This is a genomic window from Haloarcula sp. MBLA0138 (assembly GCF_055632455.1).
Map to the genome: position 1 here is coordinate 1 of NZ_JBVMVU010000002.1, position 24,367 is coordinate 24,367.

General features: G+C 59.8%; 24 protein-coding genes and 3 pseudogenes. 13 read left to right on the top strand and 14 right to left on the bottom strand.

Annotated elements, in window-relative coordinates; genetic code table 11:
- Positions 1-232 precede the first annotated feature (232 nt).
- Positions 233-2,038 (top strand): glutamine--fructose-6-phosphate transaminase (isomerizing), encoded by a 1,806-nt coding sequence (gene glmS / locus ACV7JO_RS15395; RefSeq protein WP_470356002.1) that lies wholly within the window; start codon positions 233-235, stop codon positions 2,036-2,038.
- A 49-nt stretch (positions 2,039-2,087) separates the two neighbouring features.
- Here the strand turns inward: glmS and ACV7JO_RS15400 are convergent, their stop codons facing one another.
- Positions 2,088-2,609, bottom strand: a complete 522-nt coding sequence (locus ACV7JO_RS15400) for a hypothetical protein (RefSeq protein ID WP_470356003.1) — start codon at positions 2,607-2,609, stop codon at positions 2,088-2,090.
- A 159-nt stretch (positions 2,610-2,768) separates the two neighbouring features.
- Here ACV7JO_RS15400 and ACV7JO_RS15405 point away from each other — a divergent pair, with 159 nt between their 5' ends.
- Positions 2,769-2,969 carry a hypothetical protein gene (locus ACV7JO_RS15405; protein ID WP_470356004.1) on the top strand — a complete coding sequence of 67 codons (201 nt, stop codon included), beginning with the start codon at positions 2,769-2,771 and terminating at the stop codon, positions 2,967-2,969.
- Between the two features lie 101 nt (positions 2,970-3,070).
- Here the strand turns inward: ACV7JO_RS15405 and ACV7JO_RS15410 are convergent.
- The 3 genes and pseudogenes from ACV7JO_RS15410 to ACV7JO_RS15420 form a co-directional block, all read right to left on the bottom strand.
- Positions 3,071-3,178: pseudogene (locus ACV7JO_RS15410) on the bottom strand (IS6 family transposase); the annotation flags it as partial.
- Positions 3,179-3,579: 401 nt separating this feature from the next.
- Positions 3,580-4,038 carry a hypothetical protein gene (locus tag ACV7JO_RS15415; RefSeq protein ID WP_470356005.1) on the bottom strand — a complete coding sequence of 153 codons (459 nt, stop codon included), beginning with the start codon at positions 4,036-4,038 and terminating at the stop codon, positions 3,580-3,582.
- Positions 4,039-4,043: 5 nt separating this feature from the next.
- Positions 4,044-4,289, bottom strand: coding sequence for a hypothetical protein (locus ACV7JO_RS15420; RefSeq protein ID WP_470356006.1), 246 nt, complete (start codon positions 4,287-4,289; stop codon positions 4,044-4,046).
- A 191-nt stretch (positions 4,290-4,480) separates the two neighbouring features.
- On the opposite strand from ACV7JO_RS15420, the gene ACV7JO_RS15425 reads away from it, so the two are divergent.
- Positions 4,481-5,305 carry a winged helix-turn-helix domain-containing protein gene (locus tag ACV7JO_RS15425; RefSeq protein ID WP_470356007.1) on the top strand — a complete coding sequence of 275 codons (825 nt, stop codon included), beginning with the start codon at positions 4,481-4,483 and terminating at the stop codon, positions 5,303-5,305.
- 15 nt (positions 5,306-5,320) lie between these two features.
- On the top strand, positions 5,321-7,816 hold the full coding sequence (locus tag ACV7JO_RS15430; protein WP_470356008.1) for a hypothetical protein: 2,496 nt from the start codon (positions 5,321-5,323) through the stop codon (positions 7,814-7,816).
- A gap of 448 nt (positions 7,817-8,264) precedes the next feature.
- On the opposite strand, the pseudogene ACV7JO_RS15435 reads toward ACV7JO_RS15430, so the two are convergent.
- Positions 8,265-9,000, bottom strand: a pseudogene (locus tag ACV7JO_RS15435) (IS6 family transposase).
- A gap of 135 nt (positions 9,001-9,135) precedes the next feature.
- On the bottom strand, positions 9,136-9,318 hold the full coding sequence (locus ACV7JO_RS15440; RefSeq protein WP_470356009.1) for a hypothetical protein: 183 nt from the start codon (positions 9,316-9,318) through the stop codon (positions 9,136-9,138).
- 186 nt (positions 9,319-9,504) lie between these two features.
- Here ACV7JO_RS15440 and ACV7JO_RS15445 point away from each other — a divergent pair, with 186 nt between their 5' ends.
- From ACV7JO_RS15445 to ACV7JO_RS15455, 3 genes are all read left to right on the top strand, one after another.
- Positions 9,505-9,870 (top strand): DUF6141 family protein, encoded by a 366-nt coding sequence (locus tag ACV7JO_RS15445; RefSeq protein WP_470356010.1) that lies wholly within the window; start codon positions 9,505-9,507, stop codon positions 9,868-9,870.
- Between the two features lie 159 nt (positions 9,871-10,029).
- Positions 10,030-11,250 carry an outer membrane protein assembly factor BamB family protein gene (locus ACV7JO_RS15450; RefSeq protein WP_470356011.1) on the top strand — a complete coding sequence of 407 codons (1,221 nt, stop codon included), beginning with the start codon at positions 10,030-10,032 and terminating at the stop codon, positions 11,248-11,250.
- On the top strand, positions 11,247-12,401 hold the full coding sequence (locus ACV7JO_RS15455) for an outer membrane protein assembly factor BamB family protein (protein ID WP_470356012.1): 1,155 nt from the start codon (positions 11,247-11,249) through the stop codon (positions 12,399-12,401). Before ACV7JO_RS15450 ends, ACV7JO_RS15455 begins: the two co-directional genes overlap by 4 nt.
- A gap of 1,343 nt (positions 12,402-13,744) precedes the next feature.
- Here the strand turns inward: ACV7JO_RS15455 and ACV7JO_RS15460 are convergent.
- The 3 genes from ACV7JO_RS15460 to ACV7JO_RS15470 all read right to left on the bottom strand — a co-directional run bounded on the left by ACV7JO_RS15460 (position 13,745) and on the right by ACV7JO_RS15470 (position 15,404).
- Entirely contained in the window at positions 13,745-13,993 is a 249-nt protein-coding gene (locus ACV7JO_RS15460; RefSeq protein ID WP_470356013.1) for a DUF8129 domain-containing protein, read from the bottom strand.
- Between the two features lie 478 nt (positions 13,994-14,471).
- Entirely contained in the window at positions 14,472-14,759 is a 288-nt protein-coding gene (locus ACV7JO_RS15465; protein ID WP_470356014.1) for a hypothetical protein, read from the bottom strand.
- A 132-nt stretch (positions 14,760-14,891) separates the two neighbouring features.
- On the bottom strand, positions 14,892-15,404 hold the full coding sequence (locus tag ACV7JO_RS15470; protein WP_470356015.1) for a hypothetical protein: 513 nt from the start codon (positions 15,402-15,404) through the stop codon (positions 14,892-14,894).
- Between the two features lie 245 nt (positions 15,405-15,649).
- On the opposite strand from ACV7JO_RS15470, the gene ACV7JO_RS15475 reads away from it, so the two are divergent.
- The gene (locus tag ACV7JO_RS15475) at positions 15,650-16,294 is read left to right on the top strand and encodes an IS6 family transposase (protein ID WP_470356016.1); all 645 of its coding nucleotides are present in this window, start codon (positions 15,650-15,652) and stop codon (positions 16,292-16,294) included.
- A gap of 136 nt (positions 16,295-16,430) precedes the next feature.
- Here ACV7JO_RS15475 and ACV7JO_RS15480 read toward each other — a convergent pair whose 3' ends face one another.
- The 3 genes from ACV7JO_RS15480 to ACV7JO_RS15490 all read right to left on the bottom strand — a co-directional run bounded on the left by ACV7JO_RS15480 (position 16,431) and on the right by ACV7JO_RS15490 (position 20,174).
- Entirely contained in the window at positions 16,431-17,600 is a 1,170-nt protein-coding gene (locus tag ACV7JO_RS15480; protein WP_470353182.1) for an ISH3 family transposase, read from the bottom strand.
- 219 nt (positions 17,601-17,819) lie between these two features.
- Entirely contained in the window at positions 17,820-18,569 is a 750-nt protein-coding gene (locus ACV7JO_RS15485) for a hypothetical protein (protein WP_470356017.1), read from the bottom strand.
- A 492-nt stretch (positions 18,570-19,061) separates the two neighbouring features.
- Positions 19,062-20,174: an ISH3 family transposase gene (locus tag ACV7JO_RS15490; RefSeq protein ID WP_470356018.1), complete on the bottom strand. Its 1,113-nt coding sequence runs from the start codon at positions 20,172-20,174 to the stop codon at positions 19,062-19,064.
- A 70-nt stretch (positions 20,175-20,244) separates the two neighbouring features.
- Between ACV7JO_RS15490 and ACV7JO_RS15495 the strand changes: the two are divergent.
- Positions 20,245-20,487, top strand: a pseudogene (locus tag ACV7JO_RS15495) (zinc ribbon domain-containing protein); the annotation flags it as partial.
- Between the two features lie 109 nt (positions 20,488-20,596).
- Here ACV7JO_RS15495 and ACV7JO_RS15500 read toward each other — a convergent pair.
- Positions 20,597-20,851, bottom strand: a complete 255-nt coding sequence (locus ACV7JO_RS15500) for a hypothetical protein (protein WP_470356019.1) — start codon at positions 20,849-20,851, stop codon at positions 20,597-20,599.
- 342 nt (positions 20,852-21,193) lie between these two features.
- Between ACV7JO_RS15500 and ACV7JO_RS15505 the strand changes: the two genes are divergently transcribed.
- From ACV7JO_RS15505 to ACV7JO_RS15520, 4 genes are all read left to right on the top strand, one after another.
- Positions 21,194-21,532, top strand: a complete 339-nt coding sequence (locus ACV7JO_RS15505) for a toxin-antitoxin system TumE family protein (protein WP_470356020.1) — start codon at positions 21,194-21,196, stop codon at positions 21,530-21,532.
- 22 nt (positions 21,533-21,554) lie between these two features.
- On the top strand, positions 21,555-22,004 hold the full coding sequence (locus ACV7JO_RS15510) for an HVO_A0114 family putative DNA-binding protein (RefSeq protein ID WP_470356021.1): 450 nt from the start codon (positions 21,555-21,557) through the stop codon (positions 22,002-22,004).
- A gap of 131 nt (positions 22,005-22,135) precedes the next feature.
- Positions 22,136-22,720 (top strand): DUF7437 domain-containing protein, encoded by a 585-nt coding sequence (locus ACV7JO_RS15515; RefSeq protein WP_470356022.1) that lies wholly within the window; start codon positions 22,136-22,138, stop codon positions 22,718-22,720.
- 85 nt (positions 22,721-22,805) lie between these two features.
- On the top strand, positions 22,806-23,477 hold the full coding sequence (locus tag ACV7JO_RS15520) for a helix-turn-helix domain-containing protein (protein ID WP_470356023.1): 672 nt from the start codon (positions 22,806-22,808) through the stop codon (positions 23,475-23,477).
- 153 nt (positions 23,478-23,630) lie between these two features.
- Here ACV7JO_RS15520 and ACV7JO_RS15525 read toward each other — a convergent pair whose 3' ends face one another.
- Positions 23,631-24,242, bottom strand: a complete 612-nt coding sequence (locus tag ACV7JO_RS15525) for a hypothetical protein (protein ID WP_470356024.1) — start codon at positions 24,240-24,242, stop codon at positions 23,631-23,633.
- Positions 24,243-24,367: the final 125 nt, after the last annotated feature.

The window sequence follows — 24,367 nt, forward strand, 5'->3', positions numbered from 1 at the left end:
CGGTAATGGCGCTTCGTTATGGACAGTTTACTCCGCGTGAACGCGCACACGGCGTCGGCAGGCCGACGGCACCGCAGTCGCCACAGCCGTCCCTTACGGCGCGGCGAACGCGGGGAGGGAGGCGGCAAACGAATGAATAACAATACCGGTATCGCGGAAACCCCGGTCCCATGTGTCTCACGACCGGCTGTCGACGACAGTCGCGCGCCGAGAGCGAACGAGGTGGCCGCTGATGTGCGGTATCACCGCGTACGTGGGTCGAAACGACCCCGTCGAACGCGTCCTGACCGGGCTGCGCCATCTGGAGTACCGCGGGTACGACTCCGCGGGGTTCGCGGTCACGGACGGCGACGCGCTCGACGTGGTCAAGCGTGAGGGCGAGGTCAGTCGCCTGACCGACGAGGTCGGCGACTGGAACTGGGGTGGCACCGCGGCCGTCGGCCACACCCGCTGGAGTACGCACGGGCCGCCCTCGGACGCCAACGCACACCCCCACACCGGCTGCGACGAGCGGGTCGCGGTCGTCCACAACGGAATCATCGAGAACTACGCCGCGCTCCGCGAGGAGTTACGGGCGGCGGGCCACGAGTTCGAGAGCGACACCGACACCGAAGTCATCCCGCACCTCTTCGAGGCGGCGCTGGCGGAACGAGAGCCCGAGGCGGCGTTCCGACACGTCGTCTCCCGGCTGGCGGGGAGCTACGCGCTGGCGATGGTGCGGGAGGGCTCCGAGACGGTGTTTGCGACCCGGCAGGGGTCGCCGCTGGTGCTCGGTGTCGGGACCGACGGCTACTATCTGGCGAGCGACGTGCCGGCGTTCCTCGAGTTCACCGACGAAGTCGTCTACCCGGAGGACGGCGACGTGCTGGCGGTGACCGGCGACGGCTACCGGCTCACCGGGCCGGACGGCGAACCCGTCGAGCGAACCACCCGGCGGGTCGACTGGACCGCCGAAGACGCGGAGAAACAGCCCTACGACCACTACATGCTCAAGGAGATACACGAGCAGCCGGCGGCGCTGCGGCAGGCGCTGGAGGGGCGCGTCGCCGACGGCGGGGTCGAACTCGACGACCTGAGCGACGCCTCCTTCGCCGACGTGGGCGACGTGTGTCTCGTCGCCTGTGGCACCTCCTACCACGCGGCGCTGTACGCGGCCCGGCTGCTCGAATCGCGCGGCGTGCCGGCGCGGACGGTACTCGCCAGCGAGTACGCCGTCTCGCCCCCGCGGACCGACGCCGGGACGCTCGTCGTCGGGGTGACACAGAGCGGCGAGACGGCGGACACGTTGGCGGCGCTGCGGGCCGCCGGCGAGGCCGGCCTGCGGACGCTCGCGGTGACCAACGTCGTGGCCTCGACGGCGGCCCGGGAGTGCGACGACCGCCTCTACATCCGCGCCGGTCCCGAAATCGGGGTGGCCGCGACGAAGACGTTCTCCTCGCAGTTGACGACGCTCGCGCTGCTCGCCGAGCGGCTGGCGGCCGATATCGCCGGGTCGGCCCGGCCCGTGCCGGCGGACCTACGCACCGCGCTCCGCTCGCTTCCCGACCACGTCCAGACCGTGCTGGAGACGACCAGCGCCGACCGGCTCACCGAGCGCCTGTCCGGCTCCGAGGCGTACTTCTTCGTCGCCAGAGGGCACGCGTTCCCGGTCGCCAAGGAGGGCGCGCTGAAGCTCAAGGAGATATCCTACGAGCACGCCGAGGGGTTCGCGGCCGGGGAGCTGAAACATGGACCGCTGGCGCTGGTCACGCCACGGACCCCGGTCTTCGCCGTCTGCGACGGGCGACACGAGGAGCGGATGGCGGCCACCATCGAGGAAGTGCAGGCCCGGAACGCCCCCGTGGTCGCCGTCGCGCCACGGGACCACAGCGCCACCGATATCGCCGACGAAGTGCTGGTCGTCCCCGACACTCACCCCGACCTCACGGGGCTGCTCGCCAACGTTCAGCTCCAGCTGTTCGCGTACCACACCGCCCGCCGGCTCGACCGACCGGTCGACAAGCCCCGCAACCTCGCCAAGAGCGTCACGGTCGAGTGAACCGCGCGGACCGGCGGCCCGGTCCGTCTCGGGGACCCGACACCGCCGGTCAGTCGGCGGCCGTCGGCGACGGGACAGGACAGAGACGGACGACGCCGAGGACGTGGGCGGCGTACAGTTGGAGGCCGAAAACGAGGCAGAAGGCGGTCAGCAGTCGCGCCTCGGTCGTCGAGAGGAGCCCGTAGAGCGGGCGCGCGTCGAGGGGCGCGAAGGTCGTCATCGTCGGATGGTGGACGGCGTCGACGAGGACGTGCAGCGTCGTCGCCAGCGCCGCTCCCGCGGCGATAGCGGCCGTCGAGACCGGCTGGACGAGACGGGCGCGCCGGAGTAGGCCGTCGACGCGCGGCCGGAGGACGACCATCGCCGCCGCCAGCGGGAGCGCCACCGCGAGCGCGCCCAGTACGGTGTGCATCCACCCGTGTCGCGGGCCGGGCCAGTGGCCGAGATAGACGAGAGCGGCCCGCGCGTCCACGACGACGCTCCCGGCGAGCATCGTCGGGAAGTCGACGTAGCGCAACAGGACCAGTCCGACCAGCAGGCCGGGGCCGAGGTGAAACGGCGTAAAGGGCATACGCTCACCCAGACGCGGGGCGTACAAAGCTCTCATCCCTCGTGGCGCACACGCGGCCCCCGCAGGAGCAGGAGACCGGTCGACGGGCGGGGGACCGTGGGAGATATTGTAGCGAGGAATAGTTTTTCCACTAACAGGTGAGTGTTTTTGACTCGAACTATGGGACTGCTCGGCGGTACCGACCCCGGACCGGGTAACTTCTGTGGCGGTAAAGTGACGCCCGAGAACGGGCTGCACTGCGACACGTACGCGCACGACGACTGCATGGAGAAAAACGGGCTGGTCAAGAGCAGCAGCGGCATCATCAGCAGTTCGACGAAGGTCAAGTGCCCGGGCTGTGGCACCGTGAGCAAGCGCTGAGTACCGCCGTCACCCGCGTCGGAAGCGGGACGGACCGGTCGACCGGCACCGGCGGTAGCCTGCCGCCGTCCGGACGCTCGGCCGAGATAGCCGTGTAGTGTTTAGTTAGCAGCACTGTGCCAGACGGCGAAGGTTCGCAACCATGTTTCAGCCGTCTCTGGTTCGACGTGGCCGAAACAGTTCGAAAAATAGGGGGTTCGTCGTTTTACTCTATGTCCTGTTCCAACGTAACTCTGTGAATCTCTCCCCAACAGATGTTGTCCCACGATATATCGAAAAAATAAAATATATGGGAAAAGAACGAACTGAGTGCTGACTTCGAGGAGATTGCGAAAGACCGGAGCGGGACACGGAGTTTTGCTCGTTGGGGTGAGTTATTGGCACGTAGGAGAGCTCTCGGAGACAATATTCGGAAAGGAATGGAAGAAACTCAGTTGGGCAAGCGAACTCTTTGAGGAAGAGACGCGCCGACTCAAAGAACAGACGTATCTGTGGATTCGCGTCTGGGACCCAGAAGCGCATCCAAGACCGTACGGCTATCCAGCGTCCCTCGCAGAAGTGGAGCCGCTACTCGTCGGGCTTTGAGGAGTGAAACGAGCGTCGCTATGGATTAAAGGTTCTCGTTGAGGGCTGCTACCGCCTTCTTGCGGGCCCGTTTCAGGATAGGGACGGTCTCATCGAAGAACTGTTCGGCTACAACGTCGTCGTCGAGGTCACGAAGTTGCTCTCTGGCGACGTTTGCGGTGCTGTAGTAGGTGATTAGTCGTTTCGTTTCTGTCTCGGATAACCGGCCGAGATCGACTGCTTGTGATTCGTACATCGTCGTTGGGATATCAGCGTGAAAGGGGCCGGTGAACGAAGTAGGGTCCTGCTTGCTCGCCCGTTGTATCACGTCTGCAGGAATTTCGAGTTCGGCCTTGAGCGCCCGGCGAAGTGATCGCTTACGTCGTCGGCTTCGAAGCCAGTAGAGGCCAAACGACGAGAGTAGCCCGCCAAAGAACCCAACAGCTGCTGCAATGAGGGTCGCTGTAGCCCTCGTCAGCCCAATCTGGGGGAGTATAGGGTCCATACCTCTTATTCGAACCAGTGAGGATATTGTTGTTCGAGTGTTTCTAAGTGTTCCTGTGCCTCGGTCAGGCTGTTTAGCCAGATCGTCTTTGCCGGGACGGCATAGGTCACTGGAGTGTCCTCAGCGAGGAGTTCCATCAGAGCGCTTATCGCAACTCCCTGTTCGTGTTCCGGAAACCAGTTCTTGACCGTTGCCGGCGGAACGGCTCGCCAAGGCCGAACGATTCGACGGTCGATGAGTTGCTCGACCACTCGTCGTTTGAGTTCCCGCCTGCTTCCTAGCGTACGAGCGGGCGAAGTCATCACCGTAGGGCAGGACAGCCGGGTACTTAATTTCACGTCCCACGGCGAAGGAGAAGTCGAGGGTGGTCAGAAAATGCACTAGTGCAACTCGAATATGCATCGTCGCAAAAGTTATACCATAGCCGTTCTAATAGGATTATATGACCACTCGAGATGGTGGGGAAACGTCGGGTGATCGAAGCGCGTTCGTCGAGTTGCTGGGCAGCCCGGGCCGAGTGAAGATTCTGGAGTCGTTTCTTAACCATCCACAGGCCTCGCTGACGGCCGAAGAGGTGGCGAAATTTGCAGACATTTCACAGAGTACATTCAGCCGGAACGCCGACCTCCTACTGGATCTGGGGCTGATCGAGGTCGCTGACCGCGTTGGAAATACAACCCTCTATCGACTCAACCAGAACAGCGATCTGGCGGCCGACCTCGCGCAGGCCCATCGTGACCTTCGGAAGCAGATTGGTCACGTGGAGCCGGATCACTGGGCCTCGGTGGACGAGGTCCCCGAGGCAGATGTCCGGGAGGCAAGCGAGGCTGAAGAACGAGTCGCAGCCATTGTTCCGAAGCTGTTCAGTACGGACGCAGCTGCTGAGCGTGAAGGTCTAGCTGAACAGCTGCAGGGACTTGCGTTTGAACACCCGGCAGCATTGGTCGAGATGGTTCCGGCGCTCATCGAGCTGGCCGATGACGATAACGAGAGCGTCGCCGAGTCGGTTCTGGCCGCTCTTTCCGTCGTCGTCTCCGAGTATCCAGACGTCCTCGAGGAAGAAGATATCTCCAAGATTTTCGATACCATGTCGACATCCTTCCGCGAGGGTGACGGCGAGACGCTCGGTGCCGCCGGAACTGATGCTACTGATGGCGGAGACGGTTATTCATTCACTGACCGACAGAGTGGCCGAAAACGACCCGCCGAGTTCGAGGATAAGCCTGTCGACGAACAGAAATCAGAGGGAGAAACCACGCTCGAATAGGCGTGTGACAATACGATGGACTGGGTATACCCACGGATCGCCGCCTCACTCGCCGAAGACGGGCGTGAGGAGATCATCGATTACGTTCCTTCGCTCGTCGAATTTCTGCGTCAAACAAAGGGGCAACCTCGACACGACGCGGCAAGAGCCCTCGCGGCGATAGCGACGAGTCATGCAGAGGCCGAGATCGATTGGATTCATGATCTCATCCAGCAACTGGGAACCGAAGACTTGGCCGTCAATCGGCACCTCATCCGGGCAATCCGTGGGCTAATGCTCTCGGACAAGATCGCCGAGACGCCTGCACCGACGAGACGAACCGCCACGTACTCAATGTGGCGGTCGGATGCCTTTGATTTGACTGACGAGACGGACCCGACCGATCCCGTCCAACGCCCCGAGACTTGGCGATCAGATATCTTCGCGGTCATTCCGGAAGGTGACGCCCGAATCCGGGTTCACGACCGCGTTATGGAGCGCCAGCTTCTCATGGAATCCTCGCAGGCATTCGAACAGGAGAAGGTGGACTTGAATCAGTTCGAATATCCCGTCGACTTCGGCTTCCGGTTCCGTACGGACTATCTTGAATTGCCGAATACCGGAACCGTCTTCATCCGGACTCAGGATGGCTCAACCGTAACCGAGTATCGGCCGGTTTCGGACGGAACCGAGTCGCTGTCGGACGGAGCATACAGTCTCGAGTTTTCGGCGCCGTTCAAGACATATATTCGGTTCGAGGGCGAGTTCGAAGTTCTGCCCGGTGAACAGCAGACCGGATTCGAGCTGTCGTGGCCCGACGAGGTTGTCGTCAAAATAGGGGTTCGATCTCGGCACGAACAACCTTCTGGGACGATTACGACGAGTTCGGATCCACGTGAGATGATGATCGCGCTCTCGCGTCTGGGCTCTGCCCTCAAGACTAAGAGCAGCGAACGGTCGTATCCGACGCTTCGAGCCCACCCACCGATGATTGAGCTTGGCGAACGGCTTTCAATCCCACCGAACATCGGAACCATCGAGACAGGCATCGTGATTGAGGTGCCCGAGGACTACAAGTACATTTTCACGGTGGCCCCGCTGGCATACTATCTTGGTGCCCGAATCGTTCCGGGCGAGACGCCCAGACTCCTTACGGAGAGTGGCTTCGTGCACCCGCTCGGTGAGACGCGAGCGGAATTTGAGGCCGAAGTCGCACGCGTACTGAAACAATCGTTCGTATTCGACTGTCTCATCCGAACCGAGGGCTACTACGACGTAGAACTCGCCGAGCGAAACGTCATCGAGCCCCAGCTTGATGTCGACCTCGAAAACTTGTACGACCGTCCGCTGTCCGAACGACTGGAGGCCACTCTGAGTGCCTCGACCGAATATGTCGAGCCGTATATGCCGACTTGGCAGGCCGAGTCAACGGTGGCACCCGAACCGGAGAGTGTCGAAGCGCTCCCATTCTTGGTGGCGGACATGTCGACGATTCGGACTCGTTCAGTCTCCGAGGTCGAAGTGCCGTCAAGCCAGTACGCCACCGAACCCGTGGGGGAGTTCCTTCGAGGTGAGTACGAGGGGGACACCGGAACGGACCGCGACGAATCCGCGGGTAATTCCTCTTCAAATGGAGAGCAGAGCACTCAAATCCGGGTACCCGAGACAGATTCAGACGTGATCACTCGACGATGGGTCGGAGACGGGGTTCCGATCAACGCAAGCAAAGCCCTCGTTGAGGGATACAGAAACGGAATCAGGACCGCAGAAACGGATTCCTCGCTTCGGGTCGCAGTCGTCCTGAACGATTCTGGGATGGCAGCCGAAGGCACTGTTATGGAGACCTACCGTGATGAAGCAGTCTTGCCGACCAGTATCAACATTCACGAGAGCCTGACGAAAGCCGAACTACGAACCCTCCTCTCCGAGGAAATCGACCTGCTTCACTACGTCGGCCACGTGACCGACGAAGGTATTCGGTGTACTGACGGAACACTCGACGTGGGGACGGTTGACCAGACGCGGGTCCGAGCATTCATATTGAACGCTTGCCGTTCTCACCGACAGGGAACTCGGCTCGTTGAGGCTGGTGCGGCAGGTGGAATCGTCACCATCGACAACGTGCTCAACTCTGGTGCACTGACAATGGGTAAGCAACTCGCCAATCTACTGAACCGTGGCTTTACGCTTGCAAACGCAATGGAGGTCGCCAAAGACGACTCGCTGTTCGGCGATCAATATCTCGTACTCGGAAACGGCGGAATCACACTCTCACAGTCAGATAGCGGGCTCCCGATGGTCTACTCGGTCAGCGAAGCTGAGACGGGGATGTTCTCCGTACGCGCGACAGCGTATCCCTCCGGACGGCACGCGCTCGGGGTAATCACGACGCTCGCAACGGATGGGGAGGAGACGTATCACCTTGCTCCCGGCGATGTCGGACAAATGGAACTCACAGAATCCGAGCTACGACAGTACGCCGACCTAGATAGTCCCACAGTCCGATGGAGAGATGAGAACAGAGGTTCGTAGACGACTCCGCCGAGCTCCTACTGTAAGATCTATCCTAGCGAACTCCGGGCAGTAGTTCGCTGGCCATTACAAAGCCGTTGATTGTCGGTCCCGCCGAACAAGATGCTGGGGGCTGATACAGACGTTCTGCTACAGAACTCGAAGGGTATCCCGGGCATCGCCCCCGGTAGCTATCGCAGAGAATTCATGAGTTCAGAAAGTGTGGTTCCCGATACAGCGATATTCGTCGCAGGGACGGGCTATTCCCTCGAACTTGGAGAGGAGTCCGAAGCCTACGTTTAACGCGGTCCTGATTCATTCTTACCCTGACTGGCCATTCGTTATCGACGTGGTCTCCTATTTAGCCAACGTGTTGGGAGATTGTTCTAAATGTTGGTTGATGTGGGTTCGAGAAAATTGAAGCAAGTAGGTTGTCGGATCAAATATAATACGACGATCAAGGCACTGTCTAGTTCTGAATGACCTCAGCTGGTGTTTTGCCGTCGAGCGCTTGATTGGGGCATTCGTGGTTGTAGTGGTGTCTGAAGCGTCGTAGCCACTGTTTCGCGCTGGATTGACTGCCCCTCCAGAAGGAGTGAAAGCGGTCGATTCGCATAGTGACAGTCTGGAATTACTTTTCGATGTGGTTCCGGATTCGATAGTCGAGCCGACCACTCAAATCGTGGCGTGAGAGGGCAGTCAAATAGCCGCCAGCATCAACGAGAAACACTGAATCGGCGACATCGTGTTTCCGAGTGAGTCGATGCAGGAACGCCGTCCTCAGAAATCAAAGATTTCTGATTGGCTGCACGAGAACTGCGTTCTCGTGAACGCCGCGGGGTCAGTCCCGCGGCGGCTGAACACATCAACTTCCAGAAACAGCTTTGATTCAGTGTCTACAGCAGCGTATAGCCACTTCTTTTCGCCATCAACCCGATTTGTTTCTCGTCGACCGCGACCCGCGACGGCTCCGCCGTCGGCGGGTCGCTCTGTGCCTCAGACAGTGTATGAACCCAGTTCCAAACCGCGCCGTGAGAACAGTCGACACCCAGCAAATCTAAGATAGCGACCGTCTCCCTGATCGACAGCCCCGCCGAGTGGAGACGCACCCCAAACCGCCGGACGGGTGTCGGGGTGCGCTCGTTCTCCCAAACGTCTTGGCTGTCCTCCTCTAACGTTTTTCTGAGCAGGTCTGCGAGTGTCATGAGTACCTCTCGCTACGGCCTGCTCACTTCTCAATCCCTCAACTAGACAGTGCTGTGCCCGTGAGCTACTAGTAGCATGACACTATTTCAGAGTCACTAAATCGTCGTTTCTCGACCGTCTAAACAAGACCATAGTTAGTCGAGGTCGGCTTGTCTGGCGATCAGTGCGCCGTCTTCGAGGTCGCCTTCGCGTTCCGTAATCGATTTGTACACGAAGATGTCGCTCAGCGAGAGCAGATGACGAAGTTTCTGGATAGACCCGACCGACGCCACCCGCGACCACCGCCGCGGTCGAGAACCGTCCGGTCGTCGGGCCATGACCCGTGCTCCGTCCCGTCGCCTCAGTCGTCCGAGCGTGTCGTTTTCGATACCCGGTCGATAGCCATATTATCGAGAAGCGCCAGATACGAAGCGCAAATCGTGACTCCGACCCCGGTCTACCGTGAAGTGCAGCAGTTCCGTCAGCGGTGGCTCTGGGCCCTTCTCGGCGGAGTCGCCCTGTTCATGCTCGCGTTCGGGCCAGTCTCGTGGCCGGGACTCCTCGTCGTCGGCGCTGTCGCCGTGTTCCTCTACAGCCTTCGGCTCGAAACGGAGGTCAGGGCCGCCGGAATCTACCTCAAAATGTGGCCGATCCACCGGTCGTTCCGTCGCATCGCTTGGTCGGAGATAGCGGAGTACGAACCGGTAACGTACAGTCCGCTTCGCGAGTTTGGCGGGTGGGGAATTCGCTGGCGGGCGGGCAAAATCGCCTACAGCGTCAGCGGGAATCAGGGCGTCTGGGTCCGGCGGCCCGACGAGCGGTCCGTCCTCATAGGGTCACAGAACGCGGACGAATTCGCCACTGCGGTCGACGAGGTCTACGAGCGCTGAGGTGGCGTGCCCGATTCTCGACCCCCAGTTCGCAGCCGACGGCTGGCTGTGCACCCGTCGACGCCGCGGTGTCCCGTTGTTTTATGACCGTGACTCGTCTGTCTCCGATACTCACACGCCTGCTGGCGGGCCGAACCCGTCAGTACGGCCCCAATCCACATGTCAGATGGCACGTCTCACTACCGACGGCGCACAGTCCTCGCGGCGCTCGGAACCGCCGGGGTCACCGGCTGTCTGCGGCCGGCCACAGACGCGGCCGGGACGACGACCGACGGCCGCTCCGCCACCGAGTCGGCGACCGACGACCCCACGGCCACGCCGACCGCGACGGCCACCGACACCCCCGCGTCCCCGGTGTCGCTCTCCCGCGTCTGGGGGACCTTCTTCGAACCGGCCGGCCGACCGCTGGTCGCGGACGGGACGCTGTACACCGGAACCGGCGACGGGCTGGCCGCCTTCTCGACGGCCGACGGGAGCGAGCAGTGGCAGAGCGGACAGGACAACCTCCACTTCCGCGGGGCGACCGACGGCGACGCGCTGTACTACGCGAACTTCCTACAGGACGGTCTCTACCGCGTGTCCCGGGCGACGGGCGAACGGACCGCGTCGTCGTCGTTCGGCCCCGTCGGGGAGCGGCCGGCCGTCGCCGGCGACCACGTCGTCGTCGGCACCGACCACAACGCCGGCACTGGTGCCACCGAAAACGTCCTCGTCGGTCTGTCGGCCGACGGCTTGGAGCGCGTCTGGAGCGTCTCCGCGGCCGGTGGCTCCTACACCGACGGGATTTCCCACGGGGACCGGGCTATCGTCGGCTTCGGCGGCAGCGACGGCTCGCGGGTCGAGTCCCGGGACCCGGCCACCGGCGCGGTGGAATGGGCCGTCGACGGCTACGTCTCGGCACCGATGCGCGTCCACGACGGCGCGCTGTACGTTCCGCTGGCCGCCAACGGCGTCGAACTGCTCCGCATCGCGCCCGACGACGGGACCGTCGTCTGGCGACACCTCCTCGAACGCCGACAGAACACGGGCATCGTCTACACGGCCGCGCCGACGTTCCACGACGGCCGCGCGTACTTCGCGTCGTACCGGCAGGTCCACGCCGTCGACCTCGCGTCGGGCGAGACGGTGTGGGCGACCGCGACGGACCAGCCGATAGCGGCGTCTCCCGCCGTCGTCGGCGACTACGTCTGGGTCGTCCCCACCGAGGCCGACGGCGAGGAGCGCAACCGCCAGCTGTTCGGATTCGACATCGAGACGGGGGAGCGGCGCGTCGAACAGACGTTCCCGGCGACGACGCGGCGGCCGTTCGCCTTCGGCGCACGCCTCGGGCTCCTGTTCGAGAACCAACTCGCGGCCTACGAGGTCACGGAGACAGCGTGAAACGCCGCCGCCTGCTCGCCGCGCTGTCGGGCGCGGCCACGGCCGGCTGCCTCTCGTTGCAGGAGCCGGACGACGCCGCAGACGGGACCGACGAGTCGGCCGCGACCGACGCGTCGACAGCGACGCCGTCGGAGACCGACGCGACGGTCACCCACGCCGGGACAGCCGTCTCCCCGGTCGAGGTCAGGTCCCACGACGACTCGAACGTGGGCCTCGCCGACGGCGGCTCCTACGTCTTCGGGACCGACGAGTCGGTCGTGCTGTACGGATTCGACGGGGAACGCGGCTGGGAGACGGCCAGTCCCACCCTCGACACGGACCTCGCCACGACCGGGACGGCCGTCTACGTCGCCGGGTCGCCGTCCGGCGAGACCGGCGAGACCGGTGAGACAGTCGTGACACGGCTGGACCGCGCCACCGGCGAGGAGCGCGCCACCCAGCGCCTCTCCGGCGACCCGGCGTCGCTCACCACCGTCGAGGGGATGGTCGTCTGTGCGACCGTCAGCGAGCGCCCGGACGCCGACCCGCGGTACGTCAACCGGGTCCACGCGCTGGAGCCGGGGTCGCTGGAAGAGCGGTGGCAGCAGTCGGCCGACAACAGCACTTTCCCCGACGACGCGGTCCGCATCGGGGACACCGTCCACGTCGGGTTCGGGAACTTCCTCGCCGGGTTCGCCGCCACCGACGGGACGGTGCGGTACCGGGCACCGATACGCAGCAGCTACCCCATGGCATACCGGAGCGGCCTGCTCGCGGACGCCACCGGGAAGCTCCGGCGCATCGACCCGGCGACGCTGGACTACGAGTGGAGCGTCGGTAGCGACGTCCTCGGCCGCCCGGTCGTCGCCGGGGCCATCGTCGCTGCGCCGACCACGGACGGCGTGGTGGCCGCCGACGTGACGAGCGGCCGACAGCTCTGGCACCGGACCGTCGAGGACGATAGCAGCTACGCGCCGGAGACGCTGGCCTATCACGGCGGCGTCTTCTGGTTCGGTGCCGCCGACGAGACCCTGTACGGGTTCGCCCCCGAGACGGGCGAGACGGCGTTCACGCTGTCCGCGGACACCGACTGGCTCGCGGGTACCCCCAGCGGTGTTGTCGCCGGCACCGACGATGGCGTCTCCGTGTGGCGCGTCGGCGAGACGGCGTGAACCGGTCGCGGGACGTGCAAAAGTGCAGGCGGGCGGTGACCGCGGCCCCCGCTACTGCTCGCTCTCGGTGGGTACGGAAGCGCCGAACCAGAAACAGCTGAAACATGGTTACGAGCCGTTGTCGTCTGGCACAGTGCTACTAACTAAACACTACCCTCTCCGGCGACGAAACAATCAAAGAGCCACGCATCGACAAACAGGAGATTCGCGTCCTCACGACAGGCGAATCGCCGTACCGAGAACAACTGTAGAGTAGTGACCGACGTGGGAGTGTAATTGTGCGCTCCCACCCAGTTCCACAACGTCGTCGATTCATTCTATATAATTAACCAACACGGGGTATCATTCTACACGAATTGTTGGTTAAGTCTAAAGACACGATTTGGCACTGTTCTGAAGACTCCGCGTTCAAGCTACGGTCTCTGGTTCAACAAGACTGGAAGCAGGTGGCCCCTCGAATGGCAAGTCGAATTGTGTGTGCGACTCGGCACCGGTGTTACCATCCGACGATTCGTGTCGCGGGAGATCACAGGCCTGACACGTCCAAGTTGGGCGGCCAAGATGTGGTTTTCCCGTAATCCCATCGCGCCCCACAAATTCGTACCCGGTAACCGACCCACAATCGACACAGTACAGTTCCTCACTGATGTTGGCCGGACCCGGCGACACCTTGTATCGCTGCACGATGCCTGGGACGACCCAATACTGTTCGTCAGCTTTGCTAATTTCACGCTCGAGTGCACCGAGATCGTCACGCCCGGTAACCGGCTGTCCATTCAAGATAGATCCGTGGCTCCCCGTCACCCTCCCAGTCCGTTTGGTCGACCGCCGTCTCGATGAGGCCCGGTCCAGCTGGCCCGTCGGCGGGAGCTTCCTCGGGGAGATTGGGCCAACCTACTGTGAGATGCGACGCCGGTCACGTCTGGTTTGTCGTACTCCTCTCGCAGGACGGCGTGGATATCGTTCGCGAGGGCAACCGCTTCGTCTGTCGGGTGGCCGGCTTCCGCGACCGGAAAATCCGACGGGCCGACCCCCCGAACCTCGATGAACAGCCGTGGTTCATCCTCAGGCATTTGGGTCCACCCCGTCCAACAAGAGTTCCGTCTCGCCGTGTTCACTGGCCATCGGGCCACGTTCGGTCCGAATGAACGCGGACCTCGTAAGGAGGGATTCGACGAGGGCCACGAATCCCTCGTGGGTATCGTCCCCGAATGTAATGACGGCATCGGGCGCGGGCCCAGTCCCGTACTCGTCGTGCTGCACGGTCGAATGGTCTGCGTGTGTCTCGGTCGACATGGGTTCATCGCTGGGCGTCGATACGACGCCCCGCGCCCGCTCGGGGCTCACAAAACGGGGTTCGCATCGGCGTCGGAGTCGGTCTCGCTGTCTCGAAGCTCACGGGCCCGCATCCGAAGCGCGTCCTGAACTTGGGTGCGGTCGCGATTCGCGTTCTCGTGTGCAAGATACGCTTGGATTGACTCGATTGAGTCCATACACAAGATGCCAGCGCGAATCAGCTGCAAGTGGTCCGACGCAAGCAATTTCTCCGGGGGCAGCCGCTCCAGAAGCGGCTCCGTGTCGTCTTCGGACATGACACTCACTCTGCAGTCCCAGAAAATTCGCCCAGCGTGAGCTGGTCATCCAGTTTGAATCGGCATTCGGGATAGTGGGCCAAGACAGTCCCGTCGAAGATGTCCCAGAACGCCATCATGTGGGGCTCGATCTGCTGCCAGAACCGGGCCTCACGCAATCCCTCGTCGATTCGACGGGCCTCCACAAGGAGCTAGGACTCGCGTTCGGTCAGCGCCACGGAGCACCTCCCGCTGGCCGGTCCTGCATGTATGAGTTCGCCGAAAGGCCCGCCTCAAGCGTTTCCCGCGTCCCGACGGGTTTGGTCGCCCGTTGCAGCGTCCAGCCAGCGTCGGTACGCTTGAGCAGGACCGTCGCCCCGGTATCGGAGATGTGCCAGCCGATTGTCTCGTTCCCGACGGCGAGAAACTCCCACTCGCCAGCCGCGGCCGAAATCACCGAGTGTCGCTGCGGACCCGGTCAATGCGACACCCCCCGTTTTTAGTGTTGTACCTCACCGAGAATCGCGTCGACAATGGTCGCGACCCGTTCGACCAGTGGGACCGCCTCGTTGACGTCGACGGTGAGCTGTGCTCTGAGCGCAAGTACGTCCGGCGTCGACAACCACGGAAGCCGGTTGGCGACGAGACTCAGAACGACAGCCGGAAGGTCTGTATCGACCGGTTCCTCCTCGCGAACCGCCGCTGTGATCGGGGCGACAGGGTTCCGACGCGGCGAGAGCTCGGTACTGGTTCCCCTCGACTCATCCTGCAAGTGCTTCTGTGACATCCTCTCACCCGGCGGAGGAACACAAAATCTGGCTATCCCCAGAGACCAAACCCGACCTGTTCGCTTTCGGTCGGAACATGCTTGTGTCTTGATACCTTCCGCGTCGCACTGAGCCTTACAGAGTCTAACTGTCTAATAAAAGCCCCAATGCGGGACTTCATTAGGTTCGGTTATTATTCCGTAGATATAGAGATAGAGACCTAACCTGACGACGAAATATTCGAAGGTTCCAATGAGGTTGGTTGGTAGTGGGGTGATCGGCAATAGGGTCCATAGTATGACCGCAAGCGCACCGCTGATGGCTCCTGCTGCAATCATCCTGATGGGGATGTTCTCTTCCCAGTCTTGATGGACTCGGTTCCATCCTGTCTCTATCGCGTCGACACTTGGAATAAACAAACCCAACCAAGCGACACTACCGAGGCTGATTATTATCCCATTCATGTCAAGGCCACTTCCGTAGTAGAGCGATCCAAGGCCGATGAAGTACCCTGGCATAATGGGTGAGAAGATCGGGAAGTGAATCACGACTCCGGTTGTTATCATTCCGAGGGCGACCGAGATACTGTTGGGTATATAGTTGACGAACCCCCCGTAGGGAACTATGGTCTTCTTTTTCAATAGCAATGAGATAATTGCTATCATTGGTATGGAGTACAGGAGTAGTATTGGGAACAATTGGATACTGGGTATCAACAGGAGGGTATCGTCGAAGGCTTGAGCGAATGCGTAGAATGCTCCAAAGAGGCCCAGCGCTAAGATACTTCCAAGTGGACTCCAGCAGTTCAATCTATGTTCGGTGAGGCTGGGTACCTGTGGGTTGATATCTTGGCTCTGGACGGTGTTTAGTTAAGCGTGAAAAGTGAGGCGGGCGAATTTCTTGGTGCTCTATGCCAGAAATCGTCCGCCTCAGCGGTAGTAGCGACTGGATAGATTTGGACTTTGTGGAGCGCGAGCGGACACCCGAGCGAGCGATGAAGCTCGGTATTCAGATGCACGTGGCTGGACTATCACTTTCGAATACAATCTCTGTTCTTGGTAAGTTGGGTGTCAAACGGTCTCGAAAGGCCATCCACGATTGGGTACAGAAGGCTGATTTACAGCCAGACGGCGATGAAGCTCCGAATCAGGTCGCGCTTGACGAGAGCGTGATTCGCATCAATGATCAGCAATACTGGCTGTACGCCGCTATCGATCCTGCCACAAACAAATTTCTCCATATACGGCTTTTTGCCACGTACACAACTGCTTTGACGGAAATCTTTCTCGGAGAACTTCGTGAGAAACACGATGTCGACGACGCCGTGTTTCTTGTCGATGATGCGGACTGGCTCAAAACAGCCCTGCAACGACACGGCCTCGATTTCAGATACGAACTCCATGGAAATCGGAATACTGTCGAACGTGTTTTTCGAGAAGTAAAACGACGGACATCCTCTTTTTCAAACTGTTTTAGTCACGTTGACCCAGAGACAGCTGAAACATGGTTGCGAACCTCAGTACCTCACAAAGCATCACCAGTTAGCCTGACCTAAGTCACCTGTTCTGTCGTGATGAGTCGTCGATAGCGGTTGAACAACACTACTCGGAGACGGAGCTGTCGCTGTCGGCGGCGGTCAGCCGCCGACGCGACAGCGTAGCCACTCACAAGGCGGCGATCCTGGTAAGTGACTACCGATGAAACCGGTCGTCAGGTGGCCGGTTTGCGGGGACGGCCCGACGCACCGCGAGGGCCGTCCACGCGGCCCGGCGAACCATATTCACGAACTCCTTGTACGGCCACCACCAGAGGCGACGCCCACCTCGGCGGGGCGTCGCCACGTATTCGTAGTGGAGATACCGCCAGACGTTCTGCAACAGCAGACTCACCACGACGTACATCAGTCTCACCGTTGCGTCTCGTGTCGTTGTCGTCGCTATCGCTTGCTCGGACAAGCGATAGCTCGACTCGATACCGAAGCGTTTCGAGTAGTGGTATCGAGCGTCGCGTGGAGTCTCGATGAACGGCGCGTCAGCGGCGTAGCCGTGACGCGCCACGCCGTTCTCGTCATACCGTCCATTCAGGTACGTACAGTCGATGTAGACGGGAAACTCGACGGTCCAGCTATGACCGTCGAGTTTCCCTGTCAGGTCGTGTTGAATGACGCGGCTCCAGCCTTCCGAGAGTTCCTGCTGAATCGCCTCACCCCACCGGATGATCGGGACCACGTAGGCGTAGTTATGCGCCTGAAGCAGCGTGAGACACTTGCTGTCGTAGAATCCGCGATCGAGGTAGACGGCCTTGACCTCGGTGTCAAGGCCGTCAAGCACACCGAGGAACTCAGCGAGGACGCTGCTGGCGGTGTCGCCGTCTTCGAGACGGCGCACCGCCAGCGTGTAGCGTTTGTTCTTCACACGCGCGTAGAGTGTCGCGTACGCGTGGAACGCGGTGGTTCCCCGCTTCGCTTCCGAGTGGTAGAGGCCGTCTGTGTCGGCTTCGTCACCGTAGTAGGGCCGCAGGTGGAGGTCTGCGCAGACCTCCACCTGCTCGGGGAGCAGTTCGACGACATCCTGCCGAAGGAGTGTGTTAGCGACTCGTTCGAGCCGTTCCGGCTCGAACTTCGTCCGCAGGTGGTAGAGGATCGTGTTCGCCGATGGCGAGTCTTCACTGGAGTTGCACAGCGTGGAGATCGAGGTCCCGTCGGCGGTCGCGCCGACGAGGACCTCGTAGATGTCCTCGGGATCGATTTCAGCGTTATTCGCCAGGGTGAGAGAAACTTCCTCGTCAAGCCGGTTGACGAGGAAGTTAAGAAGTTGGTCTTCGTGGATTTCACTGTCCGCTTGCTTTGCTTGCTTGGACACAACTCAGCAAGCGGACTCCTTCAACTTGCGAGCTTTGTGAGGTACTGAGTATGGTTGGCTGGCTGCTCTCGTAGCAGTGTCGATCCTTGCCGTAGGCGGAGCAGTGTACAGTGTTTTCAGGTTCGTTTTCTCGGTTCTACGCTCATTAGCCCTCAAGCGGTGAGATTTTACCGGTGTTGAAGACTGAAGCCAGCTTCTGGAAAAGAATACTGGTAAGGACTAATCCGAGTCCTCAGAGTTTAAATGGAGAAGTACGCCGTCAAGCTCCTCGCTTTGTATGAATCCTCGAATCCGGATATCAATCTGTACGTAGTCGTGAGGTGCTTCGGGGAATGGAATTGACTCTAAGGGTTTATTCGGCATATCCTTTACACCTACTTTTTCACCAGGAGTGGCTTCCACTTCCAGTGCTTTGCCATCCTTGTTTACGAACTCTACACCTCGGCTTTCATTCTCTAATAATAGGAGTGCGGTGTAGGTATCCGTTGGTTCAGTGAGGATAGGTATGTCCAGTAATGAGTGGTGGGCGTTGGGGAGATCTGCACCGTGTGTGAACCTTTCGTCGTCTAAAAACTTCATTCGATGTTGACCAAGGTTTAGAAGAATTAGTGAAGGATCCCGCTTATTGGCTTGATCTTCTATTTCATCGAGCAGCTCATCGATACTGTCCACGTTGTATTCTTCTAAGTTCAGGCCCCTCAGAACGTATTCGTTGTACCTATCGAAGACGCCACGGAAGTTGCCTGTAGGCCGTGCAGCTACTCCTTCCTGCTGTACAAATAGTCGTTTCTTAGGGTAGAGTTTGGCTAATCTGATTCCGTCTATATCCGGTGGGAACCGCTTCTGCTGAAGCAACCCGGTTTCTTTGAGTCCCTGTCTTAATATAGCTGAGTTGTCAAAATTTTCGTTTATCTTCTCTTCTACAGATGCGATGTATTCCGGTTCAATTGGCTGATTGCGTACCCACATTAACTGCTGTTTCTCCGCGTGTGAGTGAGCCTGGTCAAAGATCTTAGAGAGATTCTCTACCCGCTTATTGAGGTCTACGTCGTCGTCTAACAGGAAGTCGAGCGGGTAGTCGTTCTTAAATTCTTGAACTGAGTCGTTGAGGCTGTTGAGTTCTATACGATGTTGTCTTTCGGCTGGAATAGGCAGTTCTTCTGGCGTTGAGTTCAGGAAGCGTTCTTCAGTACTTCCTGAACGGGTTGAGAGATTGCGGCCTGAACGCCACGAAACAGTCAGTTTCTGTATGATTAGACGGCCAGTCTCAGCTGCTACTGCAGTGTAGATCGAGACAGCCCCAACCCACTTATCTGGACAGACGGTATTAACCGGAGTTCGACGGTATCTAACGAAAGCTGTCGCTCACCGCCCACCGATCAGGCCGTGGGCTGACCGGGGTCAGCCCGCGGCCGTTGCCTGTGACTCCCGTATACCAACCCCGTTCGCTTTGATTTTCCACTAGCGTCGTAACTCCTCTTCCAGCTCATGACGAATCCAGTCACGGAACGTCTTGAACGTGAACTCCTCGGGCAGGTCGCGCCCGCCCCGCCGTGGGCGGGCGACGACCGCCCATCGCAGCACTAACCACAGGTTCTCCAGCAGTGCTGCGACTAACATGATCGTAAATCGCACGACGGGATCACGTGTCGTCGTGATCCCTCGTGCTTGTCGCAGTAAGCGATAGGTCGTTTCAATGCCTGAACGCTTCCTGTAGAGGCGTTCAACCTTCTTCGGTGACCGGTCAGTGACGCCGCAAGCCACGTAACCACGAACAACCTCTCCGTGCTTGCCTCGATCACCGTTCTGGTAGGAGACAGCGACCGCGAGCGGGAAGCGAAGTTCCCGCTCGCTGTCCTTGTACATGCGATAGGTCGTCATGTACGACTTGTGGGTGTCGAGTTTGTCCTTCATACGCTTGCCCTTCTTTGGGACGTGAACGATCGTTGCGGCGATATCACGAGCGCGGCGGATGACGCGCTCGTTGTAGAAGCCGCTATCGGCAAGGAGGAGTTCGATATCGAAGGGATAGTTCTCGACGCGGGCGAGCACGCGCTCGACCGCGTCGGCCTCGTCTTCGTCGTTTCGGACGTAAGTCATCGCCAATGTCACTGGCTTGCCGTTCGAGACGACGTACGCCGTACAGTAACGGTGGCAGGTCGTTGTCCCGTCTTTGGGAGCCATCGAACAGAGTTCGCCGTCATCGTCGTAGTGCTCGCCGTGATAGGGGTTGTCGATGAAGTCGATGGAGACGATTCTCGACCGGTCAGGGTCGAGAATCGTCATAGCGAGGCGTCCAAGCAGAAGGTTGGCGACGAACTCAAGATGCTGACGGTTGAGCGTATGCAACCACGTCAGAACGGTGTCGTCACACGGTGTTCCGTTGGTGTCGTTGCAGGTATCCCAAATCGAGTTTTGATTGGCACAGGCCATGATGACGACGATCCAGATGTCGCCGGGGTCGAGGGGGCTCCCCTCGACACCCGGCAAGGGAAGAGCGGTAATGATCTCTTCCGCTACGTCTTTGACATCCGACGCCGAAAGGAACCTGTCTGGATCGGGGATCTTGAACACATCCAGATCCAGACACTTTCCTGTGGTTAATTCGGCGATTCAATTCAGCTGATTACGCTGGTTGGGAAGTACCGACTGTGGGTTCACCCACAAAGACAACCGCGACGGCGAGCAGTTCCAATGTCTGAAGTGTGGGTACGAGGTAAACGCGGACTACAACGGGGCAAAAAACGTCGGGCTACGGTATATGCGGAAGCGACAGCACAGACTGCGTTCCTCGCCCACGTCGGGGGGCGCAGACGCACCAGTAGACGTGCGTGTGAATGGTGGGATGTTGAACGGCAACGGCTATCGGTCAACCGCCGATAGTTGATTGCCGGGAGTCCACATCAAAGCCCCACCCTCAATGAGCGACCCCCTTGTGGGTGAGCGAAGTAGGGTGGGGGAGTTTACCGGCCCTGTATTGGTGACAACGAGTCTGCTCAAGCGTAGAGTCCCCACTCCACGTCCTCTTCGATCGCGTCGCGAGCGGAGTCGACTTGGTCGACAACATCTGCGCCGAGTTCGTCGACCGCCTCCTCGCGTGTGAGGTCGCCATAGAGGTGTCGACTGATAATCATATCGCGGTAGAGCGTCTCGACGCCCGTCTCGACGGCCTGTTGAATCACCTCGGATTCATCAATACCGAGGTGCTGGGCGAGTTCCCGCACTCGGTCGGAGACGCTATCGGTTGCCATACGCCCGTGTTAGGTCCCAATCGGTATAAATGTCATAGCGATAGCGACGGCCTATTGTTGTGATTCTCACGAGCCACTTCATGCTCGCTCCGGTTACACCTAGCGGTGGAGTACTTTGATCAGTGGCTATCAGAGTGGCAGAAGACTCCTTCTTGTGCCAGAAAACGCCTGATTTACACTTCGCAGGCGGGGGGTCCCAGTCATCCTCCGAACGGTTCAAGAATCTCGACGTAAGTAGTCCTGAAGAACCGCTGCACAAATTTCAGAGAACCCCTGTGATGAGTGCTATTGGTATAGCGACCAATAGTGTTATGGCATTGGCCTTCGAACCAATAGCTGAGGATGGGCTCGCTGACCGATGACGACCTCGATGGCGTAAGCGAGGGACAGAAGTACCCTGACGGGACTGTAGTCCGCGTGTTCTGCATGCGGACTGAACGCGACGCGTACCCGTCTGGGTGGGCGTACAAGCTCCACTACGGTGCGACGGAGCCGGACCCGCCCCGCACGCTTGATGATGGGACGATTCGTCGGTATGATAACTCGCACGAGGACACGAAAGGGCACGAACTGCACGTCGCCCCTGATCCCAAACCAGAGATCATCGAGTTCCCTGGCATGGTCGAACTCTGGGAACGGTTCTGGAGCGAAATCCCGAAACCCGAACTCGAGGTCAAGTGAGGCCATCACCACGGTGATACCCATGAACGATTCCACCCCACCGCTGCATCCGATCGAACGCGAACAGCTTCGGGCTGCGTCGACGCTCGTCGTGACAGTCAAATCGTCCGACGAGTTCCGCGGCGATGTTACTGATGGGATCACGTCGCTCGAACAGGGCGATACGGTGGACGCTACGCCGACGCTCTCGTTCACCAGCTACGACGACCTCATGGAGACGCTGACGCCGCGTGTCCTTGAGCTCATCGAGGCCATTCGTCGGGACGAACCATCGAGCATCAACGAGGCTGCCCGGGTTGTTGACCGAGACGTAAAGAACGTCCACGAGGAACTCAGTCGGCTTGCCCAACTGGGGATCATCTTCTTCGAAGAAGATGGTCAGAGCAAGCGCCCAGTCGTCTGGTTCGACGAACTCGTCATCAACCTCCCGTTCGATCCCGACGCTGGAGATACAGCGGCTGCAGCACCGTAGGGGCACATATGCTGTTCGATGACATAGTTGAGGAGAGACTTGCGATGCACGATCTGTCCGGAAGCGAGAACGCTGAAGACGCAGGCCGAATAGGTGCGATGCTGGAAAACTGAACGACTGGTGGTTGAATCATGCCTGACGATACACGCCATGTGAATGGAGCAGCAGTCAGGGACCTCCTCTCAGTTGCGACTCTCCTTGAGGATCCACAGCTGGCGGGTCTGTACGCGTACCTCTATCGTGAAGAGCCTGCGACTGTTCGCGAGGTCATGAACGGGCTCGACTTCTCTCGGGAGACCACTCAGACGTTATTGTCTCGGCTCGAAGAGATGGGCACAGTTGAGACGCTCACTGACGACGAGCCACAGAAGTACCGAGCGATCAGTATCGAGCTCTCGTTGTCCGCGGATCAGGGCGATCGGACCTACACAGTGACGCCGGCGTTGATCGACGCTGTCGGCAGACGCAGTGCAGACGGCGACATCGATACATACATCGATCGTCACGAACTCGCTGGGCTTGCGACGGCGCTCATCTATGCTGTCGATCGGGAACGATCCAGAGTGACACATCGGCTGATGGCCCGTGATCTGGATATCGGCCCGCTGGAAGCCGAGATCATTCTGCAAGCACTTCGTCCAGTCGTCCACGACCACTTCGAGATTGAGGTCGCAGACAGTGGCGATGTATTTGAGTCCGAAAGCAACGCCCCGTGAGGGAAGCTCACACCTTTCCTCGCTATCTGTATATCGATGTTGTAGTAGCTATTTTGACTGTTGCCGAAGTACTGGTACCTATTAGATGTACGAATTGTTCGATGAGACCGCGGCTCGCGTGCTGCTCGCAATCGAGTCCGGAGATTCGATCCGACAGGTCGCCCAGCATCTCCACACCCCTTACGAGACGGTTCGGCAGGCGGTGAACCCGCTCGAGGAAGCCGGGTATCTCACCTACGACGATGGCCTATTCGCCACCGACGATCGCGTTCGCGAGGCAGCTCTAACTTTTCTAGCCACGAGTGCTGGAGTGAGTCCGCCGTCCATTGAGGAGGCGTATGTCCTCCCGCAGTTCGGCGACTGGCCGTTTGCGTTCGCCCGAATCGATGCGGTTTACGTCTGGACGCAGGGTGGCTACCAGGTCGGTCGCGACCCGGATGACTATCCGCTGTTTCTCGCCGTCCAAGAGCAGGATGTCGAGGCGTGGCAGGGCTTTTTCGAGCGGTTCGGACTACCCACGGCGTTCGAGCGACAGCCGCGGGACGGACTCGATGACCCGCTTCAGATCATCCTTGATCCGCGACCAACGCTCGAAATCGACCACGTCGACGGCTACCCAGTCGTCCCGCGCGACGAGACCGTCGCCTACATGTGCGAACACTACGCGCAGTTCCAGTCGGCGCTGGCGATGCTCGATCGCATGTACGACGACCTTGATCTCGACGTGGCCTATCGCGAATCGGAACAACCCGACTGATCGGCCTACGTCGAGGAGGTGAATTGGCGTACTCCGGTCTATACGAACAATTGCTCGATCGACTGCTGGACGATATTCGAATCGACACCGATGAGGCTCGCTGTTTGTTCATAGAGCCGTGTGACGGTCTCGGCATACTGGCTCTGGTCAGCGTTACTCATCGTCTTCTCCGTGATACCTGGCTATGAGTCGGGTTGCGGCTTCGGCGGCAGCCCCGTCTTCGTCGAGGAGATCGACGATCAACTGTGGGATCGAGACGGTCGTGACGTCATCGACGGTTTGGGTGTTGTAGAAGACGTGCTCGTCGGTCGCCCGAAACTCCGTATTGCCGCCACCGATGAGGCCATTTTCCTCGATGATGGTGAGCCACATCGGGATATCGTCCTCCCTGACGTACAGGTCGGTCGAGGAACTGAAGAGAAACCCCTGGTGGACCTGTTCGGCTTCATAGGTAGTGAGTGCGTAGTCGAGATCAGCCTCACGGATCTGGTTCAGCGGCTGTTGAAACGACACCCGGACTGCATTCGGTTCGATTCGCGTCTCGAGCCAGTGACGATACAGCCCGTCCGGATCCTGAACGGTTGCGTTGTGAATGTACCCTTCCGACTCGAGTTGCTCGAAGTACTCATAGGCCCACCCTTTCGAGACGCTGGCCCGCTGCGTAATCTCGTACCGGCTCAGCTCCCCGTCAGAATGATTGAGGAGGACCCGGTGGAGACGCTCTTTTTTGAACCCGCGTTTCCGGGCTGGCGGTTCGAGCAGCACACTATCTAGGTTACTACCAATACTTATATACATAACCGAACGTTCGGCTATTGGATTCACTTATATACTGAACCGATCTAGCCTCCCTCTCTCGAACGCCGAAGGATTTGTAACGCGAGTTTATC

Coding starts and splice junctions, on each gene's coding strand:
- ACV7JO_RS15425 (WP_470356007.1), top strand. CDS start 4,481: ATGACCACTCGAGATGGTGGGGAAACGTCGGGTGATCGAAGCGCGTTC.
- ACV7JO_RS15500 (WP_470356019.1), bottom strand. CDS start 20,851: ATGGCAACCGATAGCGTCTCCGACCGAGTGCGGGAACTCGCCCAGCAC.
- ACV7JO_RS15405 (WP_470356004.1), top strand. CDS start 2,769: ATGGGACTGCTCGGCGGTACCGACCCCGGACCGGGTAACTTCTGTGGC.
- ACV7JO_RS15470 (WP_470356015.1), bottom strand. CDS start 15,404: ATGATAGCAATTATCTCATTGCTATTGAAAAAGAAGACCATAGTTCCC.
- ACV7JO_RS15475 (WP_470356016.1), top strand. CDS start 15,650: ATGCCAGAAATCGTCCGCCTCAGCGGTAGTAGCGACTGGATAGATTTG.
- ACV7JO_RS15465 (WP_470356014.1), bottom strand. CDS start 14,759: ATGTCACAGAAGCACTTGCAGGATGAGTCGAGGGGAACCAGTACCGAG.
- ACV7JO_RS15505 (WP_470356020.1), top strand. CDS start 21,194: ATGGGCTCGCTGACCGATGACGACCTCGATGGCGTAAGCGAGGGACAG.
- glmS (WP_470356002.1), top strand. CDS start 233: ATGTGCGGTATCACCGCGTACGTGGGTCGAAACGACCCCGTCGAACGC.
- ACV7JO_RS15510 (WP_470356021.1), top strand. CDS start 21,555: ATGAACGATTCCACCCCACCGCTGCATCCGATCGAACGCGAACAGCTT.
- ACV7JO_RS15400 (WP_470356003.1), bottom strand. CDS start 2,609: ATGCCCTTTACGCCGTTTCACCTCGGCCCCGGCCTGCTGGTCGGACTG.
- ACV7JO_RS15485 (WP_470356017.1), bottom strand. CDS start 18,569: ATGTGGGTACGCAATCAGCCAATTGAACCGGAATACATCGCATCTGTA.
- ACV7JO_RS15520 (WP_470356023.1), top strand. CDS start 22,806: ATGTACGAATTGTTCGATGAGACCGCGGCTCGCGTGCTGCTCGCAATC.
- ACV7JO_RS15415 (WP_470356005.1), bottom strand. CDS start 4,038: ATGGACCCTATACTCCCCCAGATTGGGCTGACGAGGGCTACAGCGACC.
- ACV7JO_RS15440 (WP_470356009.1), bottom strand. CDS start 9,318: ATGGCCCGACGACCGGACGGTTCTCGACCGCGGCGGTGGTCGCGGGTG.
- ACV7JO_RS15430 (WP_470356008.1), top strand. CDS start 5,321: ATGGACTGGGTATACCCACGGATCGCCGCCTCACTCGCCGAAGACGGG.
- ACV7JO_RS15460 (WP_470356013.1), bottom strand. CDS start 13,993: ATGTCCGAAGACGACACGGAGCCGCTTCTGGAGCGGCTGCCCCCGGAG.
- ACV7JO_RS15515 (WP_470356022.1), top strand. CDS start 22,136: ATGCCTGACGATACACGCCATGTGAATGGAGCAGCAGTCAGGGACCTC.
- ACV7JO_RS15450 (WP_470356011.1), top strand. CDS start 10,030: ATGTCAGATGGCACGTCTCACTACCGACGGCGCACAGTCCTCGCGGCG.
- ACV7JO_RS15445 (WP_470356010.1), top strand. CDS start 9,505: ATGCTCGCGTTCGGGCCAGTCTCGTGGCCGGGACTCCTCGTCGTCGGC.